At 59.5% G+C, this 21,628-nt stretch carries 20 protein-coding genes and 2 tRNA genes; 8 read left to right on the top strand and 14 right to left on the bottom strand.

The window, feature by feature from the left end; translation table 11 throughout:
- Positions 1 to 3 precede the first annotated feature (3 nt).
- Complete coding sequence (gene recX / locus WA225_RS00455) at positions 4 to 474, top strand: recombination regulator RecX (RefSeq protein WP_422606456.1); 471 nt, start codon at positions 4 to 6, stop codon at positions 472 to 474.
- A gap of 56 nt (positions 475 to 530) precedes the next feature.
- Here the strand turns inward: recX and WA225_RS00460 are convergent, their stop codons facing one another.
- On the bottom strand, positions 531 to 1,649 hold the full coding sequence (locus tag WA225_RS00460; protein WP_422606457.1) for a TIGR00730 family Rossman fold protein: 1,119 nt from the start codon (positions 1,647 to 1,649) through the stop codon (positions 531 to 533).
- Between the two features lie 350 nt (positions 1,650 to 1,999).
- On the opposite strand from WA225_RS00460, the gene WA225_RS00465 reads away from it, so the two are divergent.
- The gene (locus WA225_RS00465; RefSeq protein WP_034154934.1) at positions 2,000 to 2,194 is read left to right on the top strand and encodes a hypothetical protein; all 195 of its coding nucleotides are present in this window, start codon (positions 2,000 to 2,002) and stop codon (positions 2,192 to 2,194) included.
- Here WA225_RS00465 and WA225_RS00470 read toward each other — a convergent pair whose 3' ends face one another.
- Positions 2,195 to 2,620 carry a PA3611 family quorum-sensing-regulated virulence factor gene (locus WA225_RS00470; protein ID WP_034154935.1) on the bottom strand — a complete coding sequence of 142 codons (426 nt, stop codon included), beginning with the start codon at positions 2,618 to 2,620 and terminating at the stop codon, positions 2,195 to 2,197.
- Between the two features lie 189 nt (positions 2,621 to 2,809).
- Between WA225_RS00470 and WA225_RS00475 the strand changes: the two genes are divergently transcribed.
- From WA225_RS00475 to WA225_RS00485, 3 genes are all read left to right on the top strand, one after another.
- Positions 2,810 to 3,556 (top strand): tRNA-uridine aminocarboxypropyltransferase, encoded by a 747-nt coding sequence (locus WA225_RS00475; protein WP_422606458.1) that lies wholly within the window; start codon positions 2,810 to 2,812, stop codon positions 3,554 to 3,556.
- A gap of 223 nt (positions 3,557 to 3,779) precedes the next feature.
- Entirely contained in the window at positions 3,780 to 4,430 is a 651-nt protein-coding gene (erdR, locus tag WA225_RS00480) for a response regulator transcription factor ErdR (RefSeq protein ID WP_422606459.1), read from the top strand.
- Between the two features lie 74 nt (positions 4,431 to 4,504).
- Complete coding sequence (locus tag WA225_RS00485; RefSeq protein WP_003222276.1) at positions 4,505 to 4,867, top strand: diacylglycerol kinase; 363 nt, start codon at positions 4,505 to 4,507, stop codon at positions 4,865 to 4,867.
- On the opposite strand, the gene WA225_RS00490 is transcribed toward WA225_RS00485, so the two are convergent.
- Positions 4,864 to 5,790 carry a LysR family transcriptional regulator gene (locus WA225_RS00490; protein WP_422606460.1) on the bottom strand — a complete coding sequence of 309 codons (927 nt, stop codon included), beginning with the start codon at positions 5,788 to 5,790 and terminating at the stop codon, positions 4,864 to 4,866. The genes WA225_RS00485 and WA225_RS00490 overlap by 4 nt on opposite strands.
- A 133-nt stretch (positions 5,791 to 5,923) precedes the next feature.
- Here WA225_RS00490 and fpr point away from each other — a divergent pair, with 133 nt between their 5' ends.
- Positions 5,924 to 6,703, top strand: a complete 780-nt coding sequence (gene fpr, locus WA225_RS00495; RefSeq protein ID WP_007908723.1) for a ferredoxin-NADP reductase — start codon at positions 5,924 to 5,926, stop codon at positions 6,701 to 6,703.
- A gap of 110 nt (positions 6,704 to 6,813) precedes the next feature.
- On the opposite strand, the gene tsaA is transcribed toward fpr, so the two are convergent.
- The 6 genes from tsaA to rimO form a co-directional block, all read right to left on the bottom strand.
- Positions 6,814 to 7,512, bottom strand: a complete 699-nt coding sequence (gene tsaA / locus WA225_RS00500) for a tRNA (N6-threonylcarbamoyladenosine(37)-N6)-methyltransferase TrmO (protein WP_422606461.1) — start codon at positions 7,510 to 7,512, stop codon at positions 6,814 to 6,816.
- 185 nt (positions 7,513 to 7,697) lie between these two features.
- Positions 7,698 to 8,468, bottom strand: coding sequence for an SDR family oxidoreductase (locus WA225_RS00505; protein ID WP_422606462.1), 771 nt, complete (start codon positions 8,466 to 8,468; stop codon positions 7,698 to 7,700).
- Positions 8,469 to 8,597: 129 nt separating this feature from the next.
- Positions 8,598 to 9,068, bottom strand: a complete 471-nt coding sequence (locus tag WA225_RS00510; RefSeq protein ID WP_007908719.1) for a DUF1456 family protein — start codon at positions 9,066 to 9,068, stop codon at positions 8,598 to 8,600.
- A gap of 73 nt (positions 9,069 to 9,141) precedes the next feature.
- Entirely contained in the window at positions 9,142 to 9,852 is a 711-nt protein-coding gene (locus tag WA225_RS00515) for an rRNA pseudouridine synthase (RefSeq protein ID WP_042704893.1), read from the bottom strand.
- A gap of 190 nt (positions 9,853 to 10,042) precedes the next feature.
- A complete protein-coding gene (locus WA225_RS00520) occupies positions 10,043 to 10,516 on the bottom strand; it encodes a GNAT family N-acetyltransferase (RefSeq protein WP_422606463.1) in 474 nt (157 codons plus the stop codon).
- A 322-nt stretch (positions 10,517 to 10,838) separates the two neighbouring features.
- Entirely contained in the window at positions 10,839 to 12,176 is a 1,338-nt protein-coding gene (rimO, locus tag WA225_RS00525; RefSeq protein WP_034154944.1) for a 30S ribosomal protein S12 methylthiotransferase RimO, read from the bottom strand.
- Between the two features lie 350 nt (positions 12,177 to 12,526).
- On the opposite strand from rimO, the gene WA225_RS00530 reads away from it, so the two are divergent.
- The gene (locus WA225_RS00530; RefSeq protein ID WP_422606495.1) at positions 12,527 to 14,368 is read left to right on the top strand and encodes a potassium transporter Kup; all 1,842 of its coding nucleotides are present in this window, start codon (positions 12,527 to 12,529) and stop codon (positions 14,366 to 14,368) included.
- Positions 14,369 to 14,566: 198 nt separating this feature from the next.
- Here WA225_RS00530 and WA225_RS00535 read toward each other — a convergent pair whose 3' ends face one another.
- From WA225_RS00535 to WA225_RS00555, 5 genes are all read right to left on the bottom strand, one after another.
- A complete protein-coding gene (locus tag WA225_RS00535) occupies positions 14,567 to 14,878 on the bottom strand; it encodes a DUF3077 domain-containing protein (protein WP_422606464.1) in 312 nt (103 codons plus the stop codon).
- A gap of 715 nt (positions 14,879 to 15,593) precedes the next feature.
- The gene (locus tag WA225_RS00540; RefSeq protein ID WP_422606465.1) at positions 15,594 to 16,889 is read right to left on the bottom strand and encodes an AcvB/VirJ family lysyl-phosphatidylglycerol hydrolase; all 1,296 of its coding nucleotides are present in this window, start codon (positions 16,887 to 16,889) and stop codon (positions 15,594 to 15,596) included.
- Positions 16,889 to 19,528 (bottom strand): bifunctional lysylphosphatidylglycerol flippase/synthetase MprF, encoded by a 2,640-nt coding sequence (mprF, locus tag WA225_RS00545; protein WP_422606466.1) that lies wholly within the window; start codon positions 19,526 to 19,528, stop codon positions 16,889 to 16,891. The genes WA225_RS00540 and mprF overlap by 1 nt, the downstream gene beginning before the upstream one ends.
- A gap of 279 nt (positions 19,529 to 19,807) precedes the next feature.
- Positions 19,808 to 19,884 (bottom strand) — tRNA-Met (locus WA225_RS00550).
- 222 nt (positions 19,885 to 20,106) lie between these two features.
- A tRNA-Met gene (locus WA225_RS00555) sits at positions 20,107 to 20,183 on the bottom strand.
- Positions 20,184 to 20,463: 280 nt separating this feature from the next.
- Here WA225_RS00555 and dinB point away from each other — a divergent pair.
- Entirely contained in the window at positions 20,464 to 21,525 is a 1,062-nt protein-coding gene (gene dinB / locus WA225_RS00560) for a DNA polymerase IV (RefSeq protein WP_422606467.1), read from the top strand.
- Positions 21,526 to 21,628 lie beyond the last annotated feature (103 nt).

The raw sequence follows: 21,628 nt of genomic DNA on the forward strand, positions 1-21,628 counted from the left end.
GCGATGACCACCGCCGTACTCGATACCCTCGTCGCTGTGCGGCGAACCGCCATGGACCTGCTCGCACGCCGCGAGCACGGTCGAGTCGAACTGACGCGCAAACTACGTCAGCGCGGCGCCGAGGCGGAGATGATCGAAACAGCCCTCGACCGTTTGACGGAAGAAGGGCTGCTTTCCGAAACCCGTTACCTTGAAAGCTTTGTTTCCTACCGGGCCCGTTCCGGCTACGGTCCTCTGCGAATCCGCGAGGAGTTGAGCCAGCGCGGTTTGCAACGCGCCGATATCGAACTCGCCCTGCGCGAAAGCGGCATCCGTTGGCAGGAGCAACTGCAGGAAACGTGGCAGCGCAAGTTCTCCGGACATTTACCGATTGATGCCAAAGAACGGGCCAAACAAGGCCGGTTTCTGGCGTATCGAGGGTTTTCGATGGAGATGATCAACCGCTTGTTCAGCGGTCGCGGCATGGACGATTAAACCCGATTCAATAAAAACGGCCCGTTATGAAAATAGCGGGCCGTTTTTTTTTGCCTTCAAATTGCCTTTGACGGTTCGCGCGAGCGCTCAATTGATTGCGGTCTTGAATCGGCCCAGTTTTCCGGCAGGTTGATGTAATCGATCAACTCCCTCAGGCGCCCGTGAGTGCGTGCATTGAAGGCGAAGGCCAGTCGCGCCAGATGACTGAACTGCGCTTCATCGTGTTCCTCACCGCTGTAGGCGTGTTGATGAAACTGGTCGCTCAGGCACAGATCCGCGAAGGCTTCCTGCAGGTGTTCCAGTGCCTGATCGCTGAGCTTGTGATGCATGCGAATCACGAATTGCCGCTTGAGCCAGCGGCTGGAGTGGAAGTTGCTGTAGAACTGGTTGATCTGTTCCACCGCTTCCTCAACGGTGTAAACCAGTCGCATCAATTTCATGTCAGTCGGCAGGATGTAGTGATTTTCTTCCAGTTGTTGGCGGATGAAATCCATCGCGCCCTGCCAGAATGTGCCGCCCGGCGCATCCAGCAGTACCACCGGCACCAGCGGGCTTTTGCCGGTCTGGATCAGCGTCAGCACTTCCAGTGCTTCATCCAGCGTGCCGAACCCGCCGGGGCATAAAACCAGTGCGTCAGCTTCTTTGACGAAGAACAGTTTTCGAGTGAAGAAGAAGTGGAACGGCAGCAGATTGCCGGTGCCGTCGACGGTCGGGTTGGCATGCTGTTCGAAGGGCAGGGTGATGTTGAAGCCGAGGCTGTGATCGCGGCCGGCACCTTCATGCGCGGCGGCCATGATGCCGCCTCCTGCACCGGTGATGACCATCATGTCCGACCGTGTCAGTGCCGCGCCGAGCTCTCGGGCCATGGCATACAACGGATGTTCAACCGGTGTGCGCGCAGAGCCGAATACCGTGACTTTGCGACGGCCCTTGAATTGTTCCAGCACCCGGAACGCCTGCTCCAGTTCGCGCAGGGCTTGCAGGGTGATCTTGGCGTTCCAGCGGTTATGGTCTTCCTGGGCCATGCGCAGCACGGTCAGAATCATGTCGCGGTAGATGGGGATATTCGGGCTGTTGGGGGACACACGGTTGAGTTGTGCTTCGACCTGGCTGATGAGGTCGGGACCGCTTTCCTGAAAATGACGGCTCAAGAGGTCATTCGGTTGGTAAGGCATTCAACGTCTCCTTCTGCACAGAGCGGATGGCCCTGACGAGCGGCGTCAGTGCCGCGCTGCAAAAAACACACGATCGGCAGTTCCTTGCCTGCCGCTGAAAAATGATCGGGAATACTCTGAATCCAGACCCTTGCGCTCATTCGCGCTGACTTGATCATTGCGCCGCAAAGTCCTGGCTGGCAACCGTTTACTGACAGTTGCGCGATATCGTCACCGCTCGTCTGAACGTGCGCCGGGCGGCAAACGCTCTGATTAACTGAGTTACAGGCGCCGTACGACAACTTTGCGTCATGAGCGTACGCAAGGTGCACGCTATTCAAGGATTAGCGGGTGGCAAGGAGGCAGGACACATGGCCAGAGTGATTCTGGAGATCGATACGCAGCTGTATCGAATGTTGAAGGCATCAGCCGAGACCAATCATCTCAGTCTCGAAGAGGAGTGCTGCCGGCGGTTGGCGGGCGGCGAGCGCCGTTCGCACTATTTACAGGCCTTGCTGGCCGAACTGCGCGCCGAGGATGAACAGCGGCGCGCCAATTCGCGATGATTACTTCTTCTTCGCCGGGCCGGCTTTCGGGCAATCCGATTCCTGGTAGCTGGCGGAGCCGATCGCTTTGTTGGTTTTTACTTCAGTGAAGTCGTAACGCATGATCGCGCCCTTGGCCATCAGCTTGCGGAACGACGGGTTGTTGCACACCGAGGCGCCCAACTGGAAATACACGGCTTTGGGGTCAGCGCGCATTTTGTCGGCGTGGCTCTTTTGTACGCTCAGGTGGTTGATCAACTGAGTGCCTTCAACGGTGTAGCCCTGATCAAGAATGTCTTCATTGATGGCGCGTGGCGTGCCGACGCTGCTTTGGGCGGCGACGTTGCGCAGCTCGCGGTTCAGATTCTGCTCACTCAGGGAGGCAGCCTGAGCGGTGAAGGACGACGCCAGCAGAATGGCAGCGGTGGGAACGATAAGGCGCAGCATGAAACTCTCCTGGTTCAGTGACTGGTGGTTCGACCAGCCACGTGACTGTGCGTTCAGTGGCGGCGAATTATAGGGGAGCCGGTCGGGAGGGTACAGGCTTGTGCCCGTTGCTCTGGTAAACTGCCGGCCTTTATTGCCCTGCCGAGTGTTGTTCGTGTCGAGTTTCCCTGTCTGCCGGCGTTGCCCGCGATGAAGCATGCCCCCAACGCCGTTGCCCGTCTGCGTGATCAACGCGAAGATGAGGGCATCAAGCCGATTCAGGCCCGTGGCTTTCGCTCCGAGCGCTGCCGCGATTGTCGGGTGATCATCAGCCATTGCCTGTGCGCCTGGCGTCCGAGTGTCGACACCCGTTCGGGCGTGTGCCTGATCATGACCGGTAAGGAAGTTTTCAAACCGAGCAACACCGGATGGCTGATTGCCGATGTAGTGCGCGATAACCATGCGTTTATCTGGTCACGCACCGAGCCCGATCCGCAGATGCTCGCACTGCTCAATGACCCGCAATGGCAGCCGTACCTGGTGTTTCCCGGCGAATACGTCGAGCCATCGCGGGTGACCAACACGGTCGCTGCCGATAGCAGCAAGCGCCCGCTGTTCATTCTGCTGGATGCAACCTGGACCGAAGCACGGAAGATTTTCCGCAAGAGCCCGTATTTCGATCGCTTGCCGATCTTGAGCCTGCTGCCCGACAAACTCTCGCGTTATCGCTTGCGCCGCTCGACCCGCAGCGAGCACTTGTGCACCGCCGAAGTCGCGGCACTGTGCCTGGAACTGGCCGGTGACAGCGACGCCGCCTCAGCGCTCGACGCCTATTTCGACGTGTTCAGCCAGCATTATCTCGGCGCCAAACAACAGGTGGACATGAATGAAGCCACCCCCGCTCATGCCGAGTTGCTGCCTTATATACGAAAGCCGCAGCCGGAGTTGGCCCAATAGTGGCCCATACTGTACACAGCGGCGGCCGTGCTGCTTGACCACCCTGTCTTCGCTGGGCATGCTTGGCGCCGATTAGGGTGCGGCCAAGGTTTGAAACGCCGTGTTTGCTGTTGATTGGCGTTGAACGTGCCCCTGTGGATACCGCTTTCAAGCGGCATCTTGAGTTGCTTTGGCCAGACCGGAATGCACCGCGTCTGCCATCAAAAACAGGATCATTTGAAAAATGGCCACATACGACATCCTGATTGCCGATGATCACCCCCTGTTTCGTAGCGCCCTGCATCAAGCGGTGACGCTGGGCCTTGGCCCGGATGTGCGGCTGGTGGAAGTGGCGAGCATCGCCGAGCTGGAAGCGCGCCTGACTGAAAAGGCTGACTGGGATCTGGTCCTGCTGGACCTGAACATGCCCGGCGCCTACGGTTTTTCCGGGTTGGTGCTGCTGCGCGGGCAATACCCGCAGATTCCGGTGGTGATGGTTTCGGCGCAGGAAGAAGCTTCGGTGATGGTCAAATCCCGTGAGTTTGGCGCCAGTGGTTTTATTCCCAAGTCCAGCGACCTCAGCGTGATTCAGCAAGCTGTGCGCAAAGTGCTCGACGGTGATGTGTTCTGGCCACCGCAGGCGTTCGAAGCAGTTGCCGTTTCCGACGAAGCCAAAGCCGCCAGCGACGGCCTCGCCAGCCTGACGCCGCAGCAGTTCCGTGTGTTGACCATGGTCTGCGAAGGCCTGCTGAACAAGCAGATTGCCTATGAACTGAGTGTCTCGGAAGCGACGATCAAAGCCCACGTCACGGCGATTTTTCGCAAGCTGAATGTGCGCACTCGCACGCAAGCGGCTTTACTGCTGCAACAACTTGAGTCAATTCCGAGCCAATAAAGGCTGGCGTCTTCACGCTTTTTTGACTTTTGTTGCTCTAGCTTTCCCACTCCTTTTTGGTTGGTTTCTACTTTATGTCACCTTTCAAGGGCCAGACCGGCCTGAAACGTATTCTCAACGCCTCGGGTTATTCGCTGGACGGCCTGCGCGCAGCCTTCACTGGTGAAGCGGCGTTCCGCCAACTGGTACTGCTGAACGTGGTGCTGATTCCGCTGACGTTCTTCCTCAATGTCAGCCGTGTCGAACAGGCGCTGTTGATTGCTGTGTGCCTGTTGGCGCTGATCGTCGAGTTGCTGAATTCGGCGGTGGAAGCGGCCATTGATCGCATCTCGCTGGAACTGCACCCGCTGTCGAAGAACGCCAAGGACATGGGCAGCGCCGCACAATTCGTCGCACTGAGCATGATCGCGCTGGTGTGGGCAGTGATTCTGCTCTAAGCGATTGTCGGCAAGACGATCTCGTCGCTGCGCTGCACCCCGGCTGTGAAAGCGCGGCACAGCTCGAGAAACTCGCGCATGGCGGAAGTCTGGTACTTCTGTTTGTGCCAGATGAAGTAGAACTGCCGCGCCAGATCCAGGTCCGGCGTCTCCACCGGCACCAGACTGCCACGGCGGAACGCGTCACGCAGCGCCAAGCGTGAGATGCAGCCAATCCCAAGCCCCGATTCCACCGCGCGCTTGATCGCTTCGGTGTGTTCGAGTTCCAGACGGATATTCAGCGAGCTGCGATGGTGACGCATGGCCTGATCGAAGGTCAGCCGCGTACCCGAACCCTGTTCGCGCAGAATCCATGCCTCGCGAGTCAGTTCTTCCATGGTCGCGCTGCCGCGTTTGGCCAGCGGATGCTGCGGCGCGCAGAACACCACCAACTCATCTTCGACCCAGCTCTGCACTTCGATGTCCGGGTGGCTGCAATCGCCTTCGATTAGACCCAGATCAATTTCGTAGTGGGCGACTTGTTGCACGATATTGGCGGTGTTCTGCACGTGCAGCTTCACCTGACTCTCGGGGTGGCGCTGCATGAAACTGCCGATCAGCAGCGTCGCCAGATAATTGCCGATGGTCAGCGTGGCGCCCACCGACAGCGAGCCGAAACCGGATTTGCCGTTGAGCAGGTCTTCGATCTCCTTGGCCTGATCGAGCAGGGCCACCGCTTGCGGCAACAGTTGTTTGCCGAGGGCGTTGAGGCTCAGCCGTTTACCGGCGCGATCGAACAGCTGGCAGCTGGATTGGCGCTCGAGTTCGGTGATCGAGGTGCTGGCGGCCGACTGCGAGAGGTTGAGCAGACCCGCAGCACGGGATACGCTTTCCTGCTGGGCGACGGCGACGAAGACTTGCAGTTGACGGAGAGTAAATCGCATATCGATATAACCGATAACCCTTATCTTAATAATCCAGTTAACAGATATTGTCGTCGCTATTAGAATGCGATGCAATTGCGCACCGTCGCCTTCAAAAGCCAGCGCTGACCCAATCTCCAGGAGTCAAACGTACATGAGCAACATGAACCACGAGCGTGTCCTCAGTGTTCATCACTGGAACGACACTCTGTTCAGCTTCAAGTGCACCCGCGATCCGGGCCTGCGCTTCGAGAACGGTCAGTTCGTGATGATCGGCCTGCAACAGCCCAACGGCCGCCCGCTTATGCGCGCTTACTCGATCGCCAGCCCGAACTGGGAAGAGCATCTGGAGTTCTTCAGCATCAAGGTGCAGGACGGCCCGCTGACCTCGCAGCTGCAGCACTTGAAGGAAGGCGACGAGATCATCATCTCGAAAAAGCCTACCGGCACCCTGGTGCTCGACGACCTGAACCCGGGCAAGCACTTGTACCTGCTGAGCACCGGCACTGGCCTGGCGCCGTTCATGAGCGTCATTCAGGACCCGGAAACCTACGAGCGCTTTGAAAAAGTGATCCTGGTTCACGGCGTACGCTACGTCAACGAAGTCGCCTACCGCGAGTTCATCACCGAGCACCTGCCGCAGAACGAGTTCTTCGGCGAAGCGCTGCGTGACAAGCTGATCTACTACCCGACCGTGACCCGCGAGCCTTTCGAGAATCAGGGCCGTCTGACCGATTTGATGCGCAGCGGCAAGCTGTTCAGCGACATCGGTCTGCCACCGATCAACCCGCAGGACGACCGCGCAATGATCTGCGGCAGCCCGAGCATGCTCGACGAGACCAGCGAAGTGCTCGACAGCTTCGGCCTGAAGATCTCGGCGCGGATGCGCGAGCCGGGTGATTACCTGATTGAGCGTGCGTTCGTCGAGAAGTAAGCCTTTGGCCGGTGACGCGGAGCGTCACTGGATGCATTCCCACGCGGAGCGTGGGAACGATCAGCCCGCGTTGCCTGTGAAGGCAGCGCGGGCTTTTTCGTTTCCGGGGTTTACGCCTCGGCGGGGATGACTTCGAGTACGCGGATTTGCTCGGGGGTCGGGTAATGCCAGCGCACGTCCAGATCCCAGAACTGCGCGCCGTACTCGCGCTCAGGCACCGGGGTTTGATAGGCCGGACGTGGATCCTGAGCCAGACACTGTTCAATCAGCTCAACCAAGGGTTCGCCAAGGCGCTGAGCGTGTGTGTGCGCCTGTTTCAGCGCCGAGTCCGTCCACTGCACGTCAATCAGCTGCGGCGCCGCACTGGCGATGCTGTTGGCGGCGTCGGGGATGATGTCGGCGTAAGGCACGTAGGGCTTGATGTCGAGAACCGGCGTGCCGTCGAGCAAGTCGATCCCGGAAATGAACAGGCGATTGGCTTCGACCTTGTCCAGTTTCACCACCGATTGGCCAATGCCGTTGGGCCGGTGAGTGGCGCGGGTGGCGAATACGCCCATGGACTTGTTGCCGCCCAAGCGTGGTGGGCGGACTTTCAAGCGAGGTTTGTCTTCCAGTGCCTGATGAAACAGAAACAGCAGCCAGACATGACTGACCTGTTCCAGGCCCTGCACGGCGTCACCCTGATCGAACGGCGCCACCAGCTCCAGCACGCCACGGGCGGCGGGGGCCAGTTGGGGCTGGCGGGGGATGGCAAATTTCTCCTTGAAGCAGGAGCGCACGAAGCCGATGGGGGAAACGCTGTAAGTCATGGTTTGCATTCGAAGCGGGGCAGGGGTGGGCATGATAACCCGGCGAGCTTCAAGTCTGCTGGTGGCCGGGCTGACGCCATCGCTGGCAAGCCAGCTCCCACAGGGTTCTCGAGTGGCTACATAATCCAGGTACACCACAAAAACCTGTGGGAGCTGGCTTGCCAGCGATAGCCGCGCCGCCGATCTCAGAGACTGAAACCACCATCCAGCGGAATGATATTCCCGGTCATATAAGCCCCAGCCGTACTCGCCAGACTGATCGCCAACGCCGCCATCTCCTCTTCGCGCCCCCAACGCTTCATCGGAATCAACGCCGTATCCTCAGCCAGTGCCTTCTGATCATTACCAATATGCTGCGTCATCTTGCTCGGAAAGCGCCCCGGCGCGATCACATTGACGTTGATGTGCTGGCTCACCAGTTCTCGCGCGAGAATCCGCGACAACTGATGCAGGGCAGCCTTGCTCGGCCCATAGGCATACGCCTGCTCACCAAATGAAGAAATCCCCGCCACCGAGCCAATGTTTATGATCCGCGCCGGATTCGCCGCCGAGCCAGCCTTGCGCAACAGTGGCAAAAACTGCTGGATGCAGGTGAACACCGAAGTCACGTTGAGCTGCATGACCTTTTCCCAGCCCTTGACCGGATAACTCTCCAGCGGCGCGCCCCACGTGGTGCCGGCGTTGTTCACCAGAATATCCAGATGCGTGATCTGCTCGCCCAGGCGCGCGGCCAGTTCCTGTACGCCTTCTTCCGTCGCCAGGTTTGCGGCGATGCCATGACATTTGCCCAAGGCACTGAGTTCTTCGGCGGTTTGATGACAGGCTTCGGCGTCGCGCGAGCAAACGTAAACACGCGCGCCAGCCTCGACAAAGGCCTTGGCGATCATTTTGCCGATACCACGGGTGCCGCCGGTCACCAGAGCGGTGCGGCCTTGCAGGGAGAAATACGGGTGCATGGCGAGTCCTGAGGATTAGGGATCAGTACACCCTAGTCGTCAGCCGCACAAAGCGGAGCCACTATTTTCGCAGGGAATGAATGGTCATGCGCTGCGGCGGCGACCATCAGTCGCCACCGCAGAAGGGCATCAGGCCGGGCGAACGCGCAGGGTCAGACCCTTGAGGAAATTGCGCAGCAACTGGTCGCCGCACGGGCGATAGTTGGTGTGGCCGACCTTGCGGAACAGCGCGCTCAGCTCAGGCTTGGACACCGGGAACTCGGCAGCTTTGAGAATCGCGTGCATGTCGTCTTCTTTCAGTTCGAAGGCCACGCGCAGCTTTTTCAGGATGATGTTGTTGGTCACCGGCACTTCGATTGGCTGCGGCGGACGGCTTTCGTCCTTGCCACGCTTGAAGATCACCAGACCGTCGAGGAAGTGCGCGATGACTTCGTCCGGGCAGCGCACGAAACCTTCTTCGTCTTCTTCTTTCTTGTCGAGCCAGGTCACTACGTCGGCGAGTGCTACTTCCATGCCGCCGAGCTTGATGATCTCGACAACCTTCTTGTCGCTGATGTCGAGCATGTAGCGCACGCTGCGCAATACGTCGTTATGAATCATGTGAGTAATCCTGATAAGCGTTGTGGGCAGCGCGCAGGGCGCACTGCCGGAATGTGTGGCGGCAGCGGAAGCCTTAAAACTTCTCTTTGCCGGACAGGTAGCGCCATTGGCCGACCGGGACTTTGCCGATCGAGACGCCGCCGATGCGGATGCGGCGGATGCCGATGACCTTCAGGCCGACCGCTTCGCAGAACTGGGCGATGATCCCCGGCTGCGGGTTTTTCATGGCGAAGCGCAGGCGGTTTTCGTTCTGCCAGCTGGCCTTGACCGGCGGCAGCTCTTTGCCCTTGTGCGTGAGGCCGTGCTGCAAGCGATTGAGGCCGTGGGCGACCATGTCACCCTCGACTTCGACCACGTACTCCTGCTCGATCTTCGCGGCGTCGGCGGTGAGCTTGCGCAGGATCTTCCAATCCTGGGTGAACACCAGCAGGCCGCTGGCCTTGGCTTGCAGGTCAGCGCTGGCGGTCAGGCGCAGGAAGTGCCCGCGCAACGGGCGCTTGCTGAAGCGGTGTTCTTCGCTGAGGGTTTCGGCGCTGAGCGATTGCATGGCGGTCTCGACGTCCATGCCCGCCGGCGCGTTGAGCAGAATGGTCACCGGTTCCGGCGCGGTGGCCTTGGCGTCCTTGTCGAGCTCGACCTTCTGGTCGCCGACCTTGAATTGCGGCTCGTCAATCACTTCGCCGTCCACGGTGACCCAGCCGCCCTCGATGAACAGCTCGGCCTCCCGGCGGGAGCAACCGACCAGTTCGATGAGGCGTTTGGAGAGGCGAATCGGGTCAGTCATGACAGGGCCGTAACAAAAAAGGGGTGGGCATTGTACCTGTGTGGCGCCGGTTAAGCCCGGTTCCATTTACACGGTGTACGCTTTACCTGTGGGAGCTGGCTTGCCAGCGATGGCATCACCTCGGTGCATCTGTCAGACCAAGGCTTCTGCATCGCTGGCAAGCCAGCTCCCACAGGGGTTCCATGGTGTATCAGCCGTTGCCTGAGCGTTGCTGATTTTGGCGCAGGCGCATATGCAGCAACGGATACGGCTGGCCCATGCCATCGACCTCCGAGCGGCCGATCACCTCGAAACCCTGCTTGAAGTAAAAGCCCAAGGCTTGGGGGTTCTGCTCGTTGACGTCGAGTTCATCGGCATTCAAGTGCTGCATCGCGTAGGTGAGCAGTTTCTTGCCCAAGCCCTGGCCACGATATTCGGGATCGATGAACAGCATTTCAATCTTGCCCGCCGCGACACCGGCAAACCCGGTGATACGCTGGTCGGCGTTCTTGGTGCAGATCAGCATCACTGCATCGAGATAGCGGGTCAGCACCAGATTACGCAGCAGCTCGATGTAGCTGTCCGGCAGAAAATCATGGGTCGCACGGACCGAGGCCTCCCAGACCCGGGTCAGTTCCTGATAATCGCTGAGTTTCGGCGTGTGGATGACCGAATGGTGACGCATGCCCGTCTGCCTCTTGTCCGTTTCAAGGGAGTCCGTCCCCCGCTAAACGATAGCCGTAAAAAAGCCCCGCATCTTGTAAAAAGAGCGGGGCTTTTTGTATTTGTTGCGGTGTCTGGCTGGCTATCTCTGTCGCCAGCAAGAACTCTCCCCCTCACCCCAACCCTCTCCCCCAGAGGGGGCGAGGGGGAAGGGAGCTGATCTTCGTGCTGTTCAAACCTGAGTTCGACCGGATCGCGCAGGTCGATGTACCTCGAAAGAACGCCTCAATCAGTCCCCTCTCCCTCTGGGAGAGGGCTAGGGTGAGGGGCTTTTGACGTTCAGATCAGATCTGCTCAGCCCACAAATCGTATTCGTCAGCGTCAGTCACCTTGCACCAGACCTTATCGCCCGGCTTCAAATTGCTGCCATTGTCGATAAACACGTTGCCATCGATTTCCGGGGCATCGAAGAAGCAGCGGCCGACCGCGCCTTGCTCGTCGACTTCGTCTACCAGCACTTCGATCTCACGGCCAATACGCATTTGCAGACGCGCCGAGCTGATCGCTTGCTGGTGCGCCATGAAGCGATCCCAACGGTCTTGCTTGACGTCGTCCGGAACAATCTCCAGATCCAGATCATTGGCCGGTGCGCCTTCAACCGGCGAGTACTGGAAGCAGCCGACGCGGTCGAGCTGGGCTTCGGTCAGCCAGTTCAACAGGTACTGGAAGTCTTCTTCGGTTTCGCCCGGGAAGCCGACGATAAAGGTCGAACGGATGATCAGGTCCGGGCAGATTTCGCGCCAGTTCTTGATGCGTGCCAGGGTCTTGTCTTCGAACGCCGGACGTTTCATCGACTTCAACACTTTCGGGCTGGCGTGCTGGAACGGGATGTCCAGGTACGGCAGGATCTTGCCGGCGGCCATCAGCGGGATCAGCTCGTCGACGTGCGGGTACGGGTAAACGTAGTGCAGACGCACCCAGACGCCGAGGGTACTCAGCGCTTCACAGAGTTCGGTCATGCGGGTTTTCACCGGCGCGCCGTTCCAGAAACCGGTGCGGTATTTGACATCAACGCCGTAGGCGCTGGTGTCTTGCGAAATGACCAGCAACTCTTTAACGCCGGATTTGACCAGACGCTGAGCTTCGTCGAGCACATCACCGACCGGACGGCTGACCAGTTTGCCGCGCATCGACGGGATGATGCAGAAGCTGCAGCTGTGGTTGCAGCCTTCGGAAATCTTCAGGTAGGCGTAGTGGCGCGGGGTCAGCTTGATGCCTTGCGGCGGCACCAGGTCGATCAGCGGGTTGTGATCTTTACGCGGCGGCACGACTTCGTGCACGGCGTTGACCACTTGCTCGTACTGCTGCGGACCGGTCACGGCCAGCACGCTCGGGTGCACGTTGCGGATGTTGCCTTCTTCCACGCCCATGCAACCGGTAACGATGACCTTGCCGTTTTCCTTGATCGCTTCGCCGATCACTTCCAGCGACTCAGCCTTGGCCGAATCGATGAAACCGCAGGTGTTGACGACTACAACGTCGGCATCCTGATAGGTGGACACCACGTCATAGCCTTCCATGCGCAGCTGGGTCAGGATGCGCTCGGAGTCGACCAGTGCTTTCGGGCAACCCAGAGATACAAAGCCAACCTTTGGATTGGCCGGCGCAGGAGTGGTGGACATGTCTAACCTCGGTATTTTGTGACATCGCTTTCTGGGTGCGAAAGCCGACGGATGGGCGCTTAGGGCGCGCCTCTGATCAAAAAGTGCGCAATTCTAGCGGCGGGCAACGCACTTGACCAGCTTTATGCAGGGAAATACGACGAGTGCTGCGCTATGCTTCGCGCCGTTGAGCTTTACCAATTTTTTACAGTCAACAAAACGTCTGTAACAACAGGTAAAACAGCGCATGCTGCACCACAAAGCATAGTGCTTCATTCAAAGAAGCCGGTTCTGAGAAGTAGGAGTGTTGGATGGGTCAGGCAAGTAGTCATGCGGCAGGCGCCGAGGGTTCGGCCACCAAGCCGCTGAGTATGCTGGTCGCGGCGGTCGGGGTGGTTTACGGCGACATCGGCACGAGCCCGTTGTACACCCTCAAAGAAGTGTTTTCCGGCGCTTACGGCGTACCGGTCAACCACGACGGCGTGCTGGGTATTCTGTCGTTGATCTTCTGGTCGCTGATCTGGGTCGTTTCGATCAAATACATGATGTTCGTGCTGCGTGCCGACAACCAGGGCGAGGGCGGCATCATGGCGCTTACCGCATTGGCACGGCGAGCGGCGGGGCATCGCAAGAAGCTGCGCTCGTTGCTGGTGGTGTGTGGGCTGATCGGTGCTGCGCTGTTTTATGGCGACAGCATGATCACCCCGGCGATTTCCGTGTTGTCGGCCATTGAAGGTCTGGGACTGGCGTTTGATGGCATCGACCATTGGGTGGTGCCGCTGTCGCTGGTGGTGTTGGTCGGACTGTTTCTAATCCAGCGTCACGGTACGGCGCGGATCGGCATCCTGTTCGGGCCGATCATGGTCACCTGGTTCCTCGTCCTCGGCGCCCTCGGTGTGTATGGCATCAGCCATACGCCGGAAGTGCTGCATGCGCTGAATCCGGCGTGGGCGGTGCGTTTCTTCACCGTGCACCCAGGCATGGGCGTGGCGATTCTCGGCGCGGTGGTGCTGGCACTGACCGGTGCCGAAGCGCTGTACGCCGACATGGGCCACTTCGGCCGCAAGCCGATTGCCCGCGCGTGGTTCATCCTCGTGTTGCCGGCGCTGGTGCTCAATTACTTCGGGCAGGGCGCTTTGTTGCTGGAAAACCCGGAAGCGGCGCGTAACCCGTTCTATCTGCTGGCACCGAGCTGGGCGCTGATTCCACTGGTCGGCCTGTCGACGCTGGCCACGGTGATTGCCTCGCAAGCGGTGATTTCCGGTGCGTTCTCCCTGACCCGTCAGGCGATCCAGCTCGGCTACATCCCGCGCATGTACATCCAGCATACCTCCAGCGATGAGCAGGGCCAGATCTACATCGGCGCGGTGAACTGGGCGCTGATGGTTGGCGTTGTGCTGCTGGTGCTTGGCTTCGAATCCTCTGGCGCCTTGGCCTCCGCCTACGGTGTGGCGGTGACGGGCACCATGCTGATGACCACCATTCTGGTGTCGGCGGTGATGCTGCTGCTGTGGAAATGGCCACCGATCCTCGCCGTGCCGGTGCTGATCGGCTTCCTGTTGGTGGACGGCCTGTACTTCGCCGCCAACGTGCCGAAGATTGTGCAGGGCGGCGCATTCCCGGTGATCGCCGGTATTGCCCTGTTCGTGCTGATGACCACCTGGAAGCGCGGCAAGCAACTGCTGGTCGAACGCCTCGACGAAGGCGCGCTACCGCTGCCGATCTTCATCAGCAGCATCCGCGTGCAACCGCCGCATCGTGTGCAGGGCACTGCGGTGTTCCTCACCGCACGCTCCGACGCCGTGCCGCATGCGCTGTTGCACAACCTGCTGCACAACCAGGTGCTGCATGAGCAAGTGGTGTTGCTGACGGTGGTCTACGAAGACATCCCGCGCGTGCCGCCATCGCGGCGTTTCGAGGTGGAAGCGCACGGGGAGGGCTTCTTCCGGGTGATCCTGCACTTCGGCTTCACCGACGAGCCGGACGTGCCACAGGCTTTGAAGCTGTGTCATCTGGATGATCTGGATTTTAGCCCGATGCGCACTACGTACTTCCTCAGCCGCGAAACGGTGATTGCCTCGAAACTGGAAGGCATGGCGCGTTGGCGGGAGGCGCTGTTTGCGTTCATGTTGAAGAATGCCAACGGCAATTTGCGCTTCTTTAATCTGCCGCTGAACCGGGTGATTGAGTTGGGGACGCAGGTGGAAATGTAAGCCTCGCTTCAACTGAAAAGCCCCCGTCAGCTTCAAGGCTGTCGGGGGCTTTTTTGTGCCCGCACATAAACTTCCAATCCACTGCAAATCCCCCTGTGGGAGCGAGCTTGCTCGCGAAGGCTGAGTGTCAGTCGAGACATGTGGTGGCTGATCCACCGCATTCGCGAGCAAGCTCGCTCCCACAAGGGTTCTGTGGTGTTAGTGGCTTTCAGGCAATTCTTCTTCGGATTCGCTCTTCGTCCGCGCAGGTCGTGGGATCAGCGCTTGGATCACATCATCAATCAAGGCTTTGCCCATCACCGTCAGATAATGCGCAGCCCAGGCATGGCGGTCGGTGTCTCTGATGAAGGCGGCGTCTTCTGCGAAGGATTTGGCGAGGGATAGCAGGTCGGAGGATTGCGACAAGGCATCGATGATCGGGATGCCGGCGCGGACGTTGAAGAACGCTTGATCCGAGTTGTAGAGGAAAGGGGTGAAGCCGATGGTTTTAAGATCAGATGGATTGTTCATTGTCAGTTCCCTTGATTTCGAGAGCTGCCGCATCCGATACCAAGCGAATGGGTGGCAGCTGTGCGCAGGTTGGTAAACCGGGGAATCAAGGAAACCGGCACGCCCGAAAGCGTCCCACGCACAGCTGCCATAACACAGGGGCTCGGGCGGGATAACGCCTGAGTCGTGTCGGGTGCGCTGTTGCGCCTTATTCCACCGGGTTACCAAGCCCGATCGCTGAATGGGTCAGCGACGTCCGGAGAGTATCCCGTGAAAAAACAGCGCAATAGGGCAGTAAGCCGCCCCAACGTGAGTTTCGGAGTTTGCCTACAAGGTCTGTGGGCGTCATCTGATATTGCGAGACCAGAAGTAAACGAAACTAAACGTTGCTGGCGGTTTTGCGGGTATTTGTTCGGCAGATGAATGAGTGTGGAGTTGACGATCGATAATGCCAATCAAGCAGGTGTCCACGTTTTATGGAATGTGGACACTTGGTTTTTTTAGCTTCCTGAAGAGTCAAGAGATTTGCGAGCCTTCACAAAACTGCTGAATCCAGCGCAATCCCCCTGTGGGAGCGAGCTTGCTCGCGAAGTCTTAGTGTCAGTCGGCGAATCTGTTGACTGACCCGCCGCTTTCGCGAGCAAGCTCGCTCCCACAGGGATTGTGGTGGCGGCTGGAATGTAAAAAGCCCCCGAAACTGTGAAGTTGCGGGGGCTTTTTGTGGGCGTGGCTCAGATCACTCTTCGGCGACCGAGTCCTTGCTCTGACGCTTCTCGATCAAGTCCACCAAGCGCTTGGCCAACGCCGGGTAGTTCTCATCGAAGTGGTGGCCGCCAGGCAGTTTCACCGCTTCACCGACTGCAGTCTTGTCCGTGCAGCCGCTTTCATCGGTCTCTTCTTCACCATAGATACACACAACCTTGGCGGCTGGCAGCTTGGCCATTTCCGGGCCGGTGGCGGCTTCTTTGCCGGCGTTACCCAGCCAGCCTTCGACTTCGATTTCGAAGCTGCCGGTGCGGGCGAAGGCCAGCAGGATGATTGCGTCGACGCGTTGCTGCTCGGTTTCTGGCAAGCGGTTGTAGATCGCCGGCAGCACGTCAGCGCCGAACGAGTAACCGGTGAGGATGAAGCGTTTGGTGCCCCATTTCTGCCGGTAGTGTTGCATCAGCTCGGTCAGGTCCAGTGCGCTTTGCTCCGGGCTCTTGTGCTGCCAGTAGTAGCGCAGGGTGTCGATGCCGACGACCGGGTAGCCGATTTTGGCCATCTCGCCCGCGACGTCGCGGTCGAGGTCGCGCCAGCCGCCATCACCGGAGAGGAACAGGGTCACGGTGTCTTTCGCCTGACCGGCCGGCACTTCAACCACCGGGATCGCCAGACCGCCGTTGGCCTTGTCACCGCCGACGAGGATCTTGCGCAGTTCGTTGTTCAGCACTTGCGGCAGGTTGATGTCGTAGTCGCTGATGCTGGTTTCGGCGTTCGGTTGATCGCGCACGAAGCCTGCGCTGGCGTCGTCCGGGTTGTCGTTCCATGCCACCAGCCAGTGGCCGTGGGCGGCGGATTTCGGCAGCAGGTGCGTGCAGCCACCTTTTTCCAGCGCGAGGTCGACGGACACGGCCTGGGCCTTGTCGTCTTTCTGCTCGGACAACCAGCGCCAGGCCAGCACAGCGCCCGGGCCAATACCGCTGACCAGCGTGGCCGGGCCGTTCAGTTCCCGCAGACCCGATTGCAGGGCGCGGCTTTGCAGCAGGCAGTCCTTGGGCAGAATCACCTGAACGATCTGCGCCGAGGCACTGCGGCTCAGGGTGGTCAGTTGTTTTTCACTGAGTTTCTGGTCGTCGTTGACCGCGACCAGCACTTGGGCCTTGGGCTTGGTGCCGGGAATGACACGGGTCATGGCGGCGCCATCGGCCGGGGTCAGCTGTTCGACGGTCGGTTCCGGTGCCGGGCGTTTCAGGTACCAGTAACCGCCGCCGGCAATCACGGCCAGCACGATCAGTGCGGCCAGGATGTACTTCAGGGAGCGTTGAATCATCAGCGTTTCACCAATCCAGTCAAGCCACCCGCGATCAGGGCAGCAGTGTCGGCCAGCGCCACCAGCGGATCGAGTCCGGCGGGCACGGCCATATAACGGGGTTCCCAGTCAGGCTGGAACTTGTCTTTGAAGCGGCGCAAGCCTTGGAAGTTGTACAGCTGCTCACCACGGCGGAAAACCATCGAGCCCAGACGCTGGGTCAACGGTGCACCACGCCGGGGTTGCAACCCCGACAACGGCACCATGCCCAGGCTGAAACGCGCGTATCCGTGACTCTTATAGTGTTGAATCAGGCCGACCATCATGAATTCCATGGTCAGCTTTGGGGCGTCCGGGTGCGCGCGCATCAGGTCGAGACTCGCCAAGTCATGGCTGTAAGTCTCGAGCAGGTTGGCGAATGCCACCGGGCGACCTTCGAAGCGAATCACCGCGATGCGGAAATGCTTCAGGTATTCGTCGCTGAAACGGCCGAGGGAGAAGCCTTTCTCACGCACGTTCTTGCCGGTCAGCCACGCATCGGAAATCACTTTCAGCTCGTCCATCGGCGCCTGACCCGGCTCGTGAATCTCCAGCGACAAGCCATCGCGGGTGCCACGGTTCCAGGTGTAACGCAGATCCTTCATCTCTTTGCCCTTGGCTTCCAGGTCAAAGCGGTGCAGGTCGACCCGGGCTTCTTCGCCCAATTTGATCGCGGTCAGGCCGATGTCCATGTAGTACGGCAGGTTCTCCGCGCGCACCTGGTAGAACACCGGGCGGGCGTGGTGGATGTCGCAGAGGTCGCGGAACTGCCAGATCATCTCGGCGCGTTGCTGGCCGGGGCCGATCGGGTCGTACAGCGCCACGAGGCTGCGGCCACGGCGTGCGTACATCAGGAACGCTTCGTCGTTCTGGTGAAACAGCAACGCCTTGTCACCGGTCAGCGCCAGGCCACCGTCGGGTTGTGACGAGGCCATCAGGATCTTTGCCGCGCGATCGAGTTCGTCGGGCGTCGGCAAGTGAATGACCGGGCGTGCGGTGCGCAGCAGCCAGGTCAGGGCGATCACCAGCAACAGCACGGCGGCACCGAGCAGCGAGCGCAGGCCACGCGGCGCATCAGCATCAAGGGTGAACTGCCACCACAGTTGATGGCTGTACGGCACGTCCTGATAGGCAAACAGCAGTAACCACGTCGACGCACCGAGGACGCACAGGCTGGCCACCAGGTACAGCGGCGAGAAGGGCAGTTCGGTCAGGCGACTCGGGCGATAGAACGAGCGACGGAACACACCGAGCAGCGCAGCCGTCAGTGTCATCAGCGTTGCTTCTTCCCAGTCGAAGCCTTTAAGCAGCGAGAGCAGGGCGCCCACCAGCAACAAAATGGTGGTGAGCATCCACGCCGCCGACAGGCGACGGCGCAGGCCTTGAGCGAGCATCAGGCAGAGGACGCCGATCAGACTGGCGCCGAAGTGCGAAGCGTCAACCAGACGATGCGGAATCAGAAAGCCGATGTGTTCCAGGCGCGTATCGATTTCCGGAGTCGCCCCGGAAAAAAGCAGCACCACGCCGGACAAGAACACCAGCACTGCCAGAATCGGTGCCGCCAGACCGGAGGCTGCGCGCATGGTTTGAGTCTGGAACAGACGCTGACCTTCGTTGATCAGCAGGAATACGCAGGCGACCAGCAGCGGCAGCACCACATAGATCAGGCGGTACAGCAGCAGCGCCGCGGCCAGTGGTGCGGCACCGAGCGTGTCGGCGAAAGCGGCCAGCAGGATCGCTTCGAATACACCCACGCCGCCAGGTACATGGCTGAGCACGCCAGCCGCCAATGCCAGCAGATACACCAGCAGGAACGCGCCAAACGGTGGCGCCTCTGGCAGCAACAGATAGAGGACAGTGGCAGCAGCCGCAACGTCGAGGGCGGTAATGATCAGTTGCAGGAACGTCAGGCGTCGACCCGGCAAGCGCAGCGTGCGTCGGCCAACCCTGACCAATAGGTTGTCGCGCAACGGTTGTTCCGGCAGGCGCCGACGATAGATGCCGATAGCCAGGACTACGGCAAGCGCCAGCACAACAGCGGCGACCGTGCCGAGCAGGCTCTCGGACAACCCCAGCGCCTGAGAGGCCGCAGGCAGGTCACTCAGCGTCGCCAGCGCTGCCAGCGGCGGCAGGGCGCACCCCAGCGACAAACTGGCGAACAAGGTCATGTGCGCGACTTCAGACGCCCCCAGACCCAAGCGTGCATATAAGCGGTAGCGCACCGAGCCGCCGGACAGCAGCGACAGACCGATCGCATTGCCAATCGCAAATGCGGTGAAGCCGCCGAGCGCCAATGTGCGCGGCGGCAATGTCACGCCGGCATAACGGCTGGCCGACCATTCATAGCCGAGCAGAATAACGAAGCCGACCACGGTCGCACCGAAAGCGCCGAGCAGGGCGGGTTTCGGCACATCGAGAATCGAGTCGTGCAACGCATAGAGATCGAGTTCGGCGAGCAGATGACGACAGGCAATCAGCGCAATCGCGAACAACAGCAAAGTGACCCCGAGCCCGATGGGCTGACGGTATTTGCTCAACCGATCCAGCAAGCGCAGGCGCTCGGGTTTGATCGGGTGTTCCGCTGTGACGGTGTCTTGTGGATCAGACGAGTTGGCGCGCATCAATCACCTCTTGGATTGTGCGCGACAGGATGGGGGTATCCAGCCAAGTTACCAATCCCTGTAGAAAAAAATAATCACAAAATACTACGCCTCTCACCGGGTATCGGCGAGGGCAGTTCCTGGATTGCAGACGCCTTGCCTGCGACTCAAGCATAGTCGCAAGTGAGGACTTCTGAAGATCCCAAGCGGTTCACTGCACAGTGACAGATCATTGTTGCGAAAGGACTTTTTCAACAGATACAAAAAAGGCCACTCTTTCGAGTAGCCTTTTTTGATGTTTGGTTGCGGGAGCCGGATTTGAACCGACGACCTTCGGGTTATGAGCCCGACGAGCTACCAGACTGCTCCATCCCGCGTCTGTGTGGCGGCATTGTACAGGCGAACGGCGAGGTGTCAACCGCTAATCCCGTAAAGGGTCAAATAAGTGTGCAATCGCGTCAAACGGTCGCAGGTGGCCCGCTAACATTCGGAAATGCAACGAATTCCTGTTTGGCGATCACCTCTTTATAAGAAGAGGAAATCGACAAAACAGACGCGCACAAAAAAGGCCACTCTTTCGAGTAGCCTTTTTTGATGTTTGGTTGCGGGAGCCGGATTTGAACCGACGACCTTCGGGTTATGAGCCCGACGAGCTACCAGACTGCTCCATCCCGCGTCTGTGTGTCGGCATTCTACAGCGGAACGCCGGGGTGTCAACCTCCAATCTGGATAAAATCTGTTGAGGTTCAATCGGTTAGCGCTTTTTCTCGGGCGTTTTTCACGCTACAGGTCAGGTGGGGCAAGGCTTTCAGCTCTATTGGCGGCCGCTCGTCGATTGAGAAAATAAATTCAAAGGACATTTCCTACCGTCTGGAAAGAACATTCATACCACTGGTGCTATATACAGGTGCCAGTGAGATACTGCCGGTCCGGCTTGCCACGTTTCCTTTTCTGACATGACTCAGCGAAAAATCATCCACATTGACTGCGACTGTTTCTACGCCGCCATCGAGATGCGCGATGACCCGCGTCTGGCCGGCAAGCCGTTGGCGGTGGGTGGCTCGGCGGACCGCCGCGGGGTGATTGCTACCTGCAATTATGAGGCGCGAGCGTACGGTGTACGTTCGGCAATGGCATCGGGGCATGCGTTGAAGCTGTGTCCGGACCTGACCATCGTCAAGCCGCGCATGGACGCCTATCGCGAAGCCTCAAAAGAAATTCACACGATCTTTGCCGATTACACCGATCTGATTGAGCCGTTGTCGCTGGATGAAGCCTATCTGGATGTCTCCGACAGCGCGCATTTTGGCGGCAGTGCCACCCGCATCGCCCAAGACATTCGCCGCCGGGTCTCCAATCAATTGCACATCACCGTGTCTGCGGGCGTGGCGCCGAACAAGTTTCTGGCAAAAATCGCCAGTGACTGGAAAAAGCCCAACGGCTTGTTCGTTATTACGCCGGATCAGGTGGAGGAGTTTGTCAGCGGTTTGCCGGTGAGCAAGTTGCACGGCGTCGGCAAGGTCACCGCCGACAAGCTCGGCAAGCTGGGGATCGTCGACTGCCAGCACTTGCGCGAGTGGGACAAGCTGGCGCTGGTGCGCGAGTTCGGCAGTTTTGGCGAGCGACTGTGGAGTCTCGCCCGTGGGATCGATGACCGGGTGGTGCATAACGACAGTCGGCGTCAGTCAATCAGCGTGGAAAATACCTACGACGCTGATCTGCCGGACCTGCGCAGTTGCCTGGATAAACTGCCGGAGCTGCTGGAAACCCTGAAAACCCGCATGGCACGGATCGATAGCAGTTATCGGCCGGGCAAGCCGTTCGTCAAAGTGAAGTTTCATGATTTTACCCAGACGACGCTGGAGCAGGCCGGGGCAGGGCGGGACCTGGGCAGCTATCAGTTGATGTTGACGCAGGCGTTCAATCGCGGCGGCAAACCGGTGCGGTTGTTGGGGGTTGGGGTGCGGCTTGAGGATTTGCGCGGCGGGTTTGAGCAGATGGAGTTGTTTGAGCGTTAATTTTTCGGTGAATTCGAGATTGCCATCGCGGGCAAGCCCGCTCCCACAGGGTTCTATGGTGAAACACAAATTATGTGAACACCCGAGACCTTGTGGGAGCGGG

Source organism: Pseudomonas sp. (assembly GCF_049300855.1).
In the GTDB taxonomy this organism is placed as follows: domain Bacteria; phylum Pseudomonadota; class Gammaproteobacteria; order Pseudomonadales; family Pseudomonadaceae; genus Aquipseudomonas.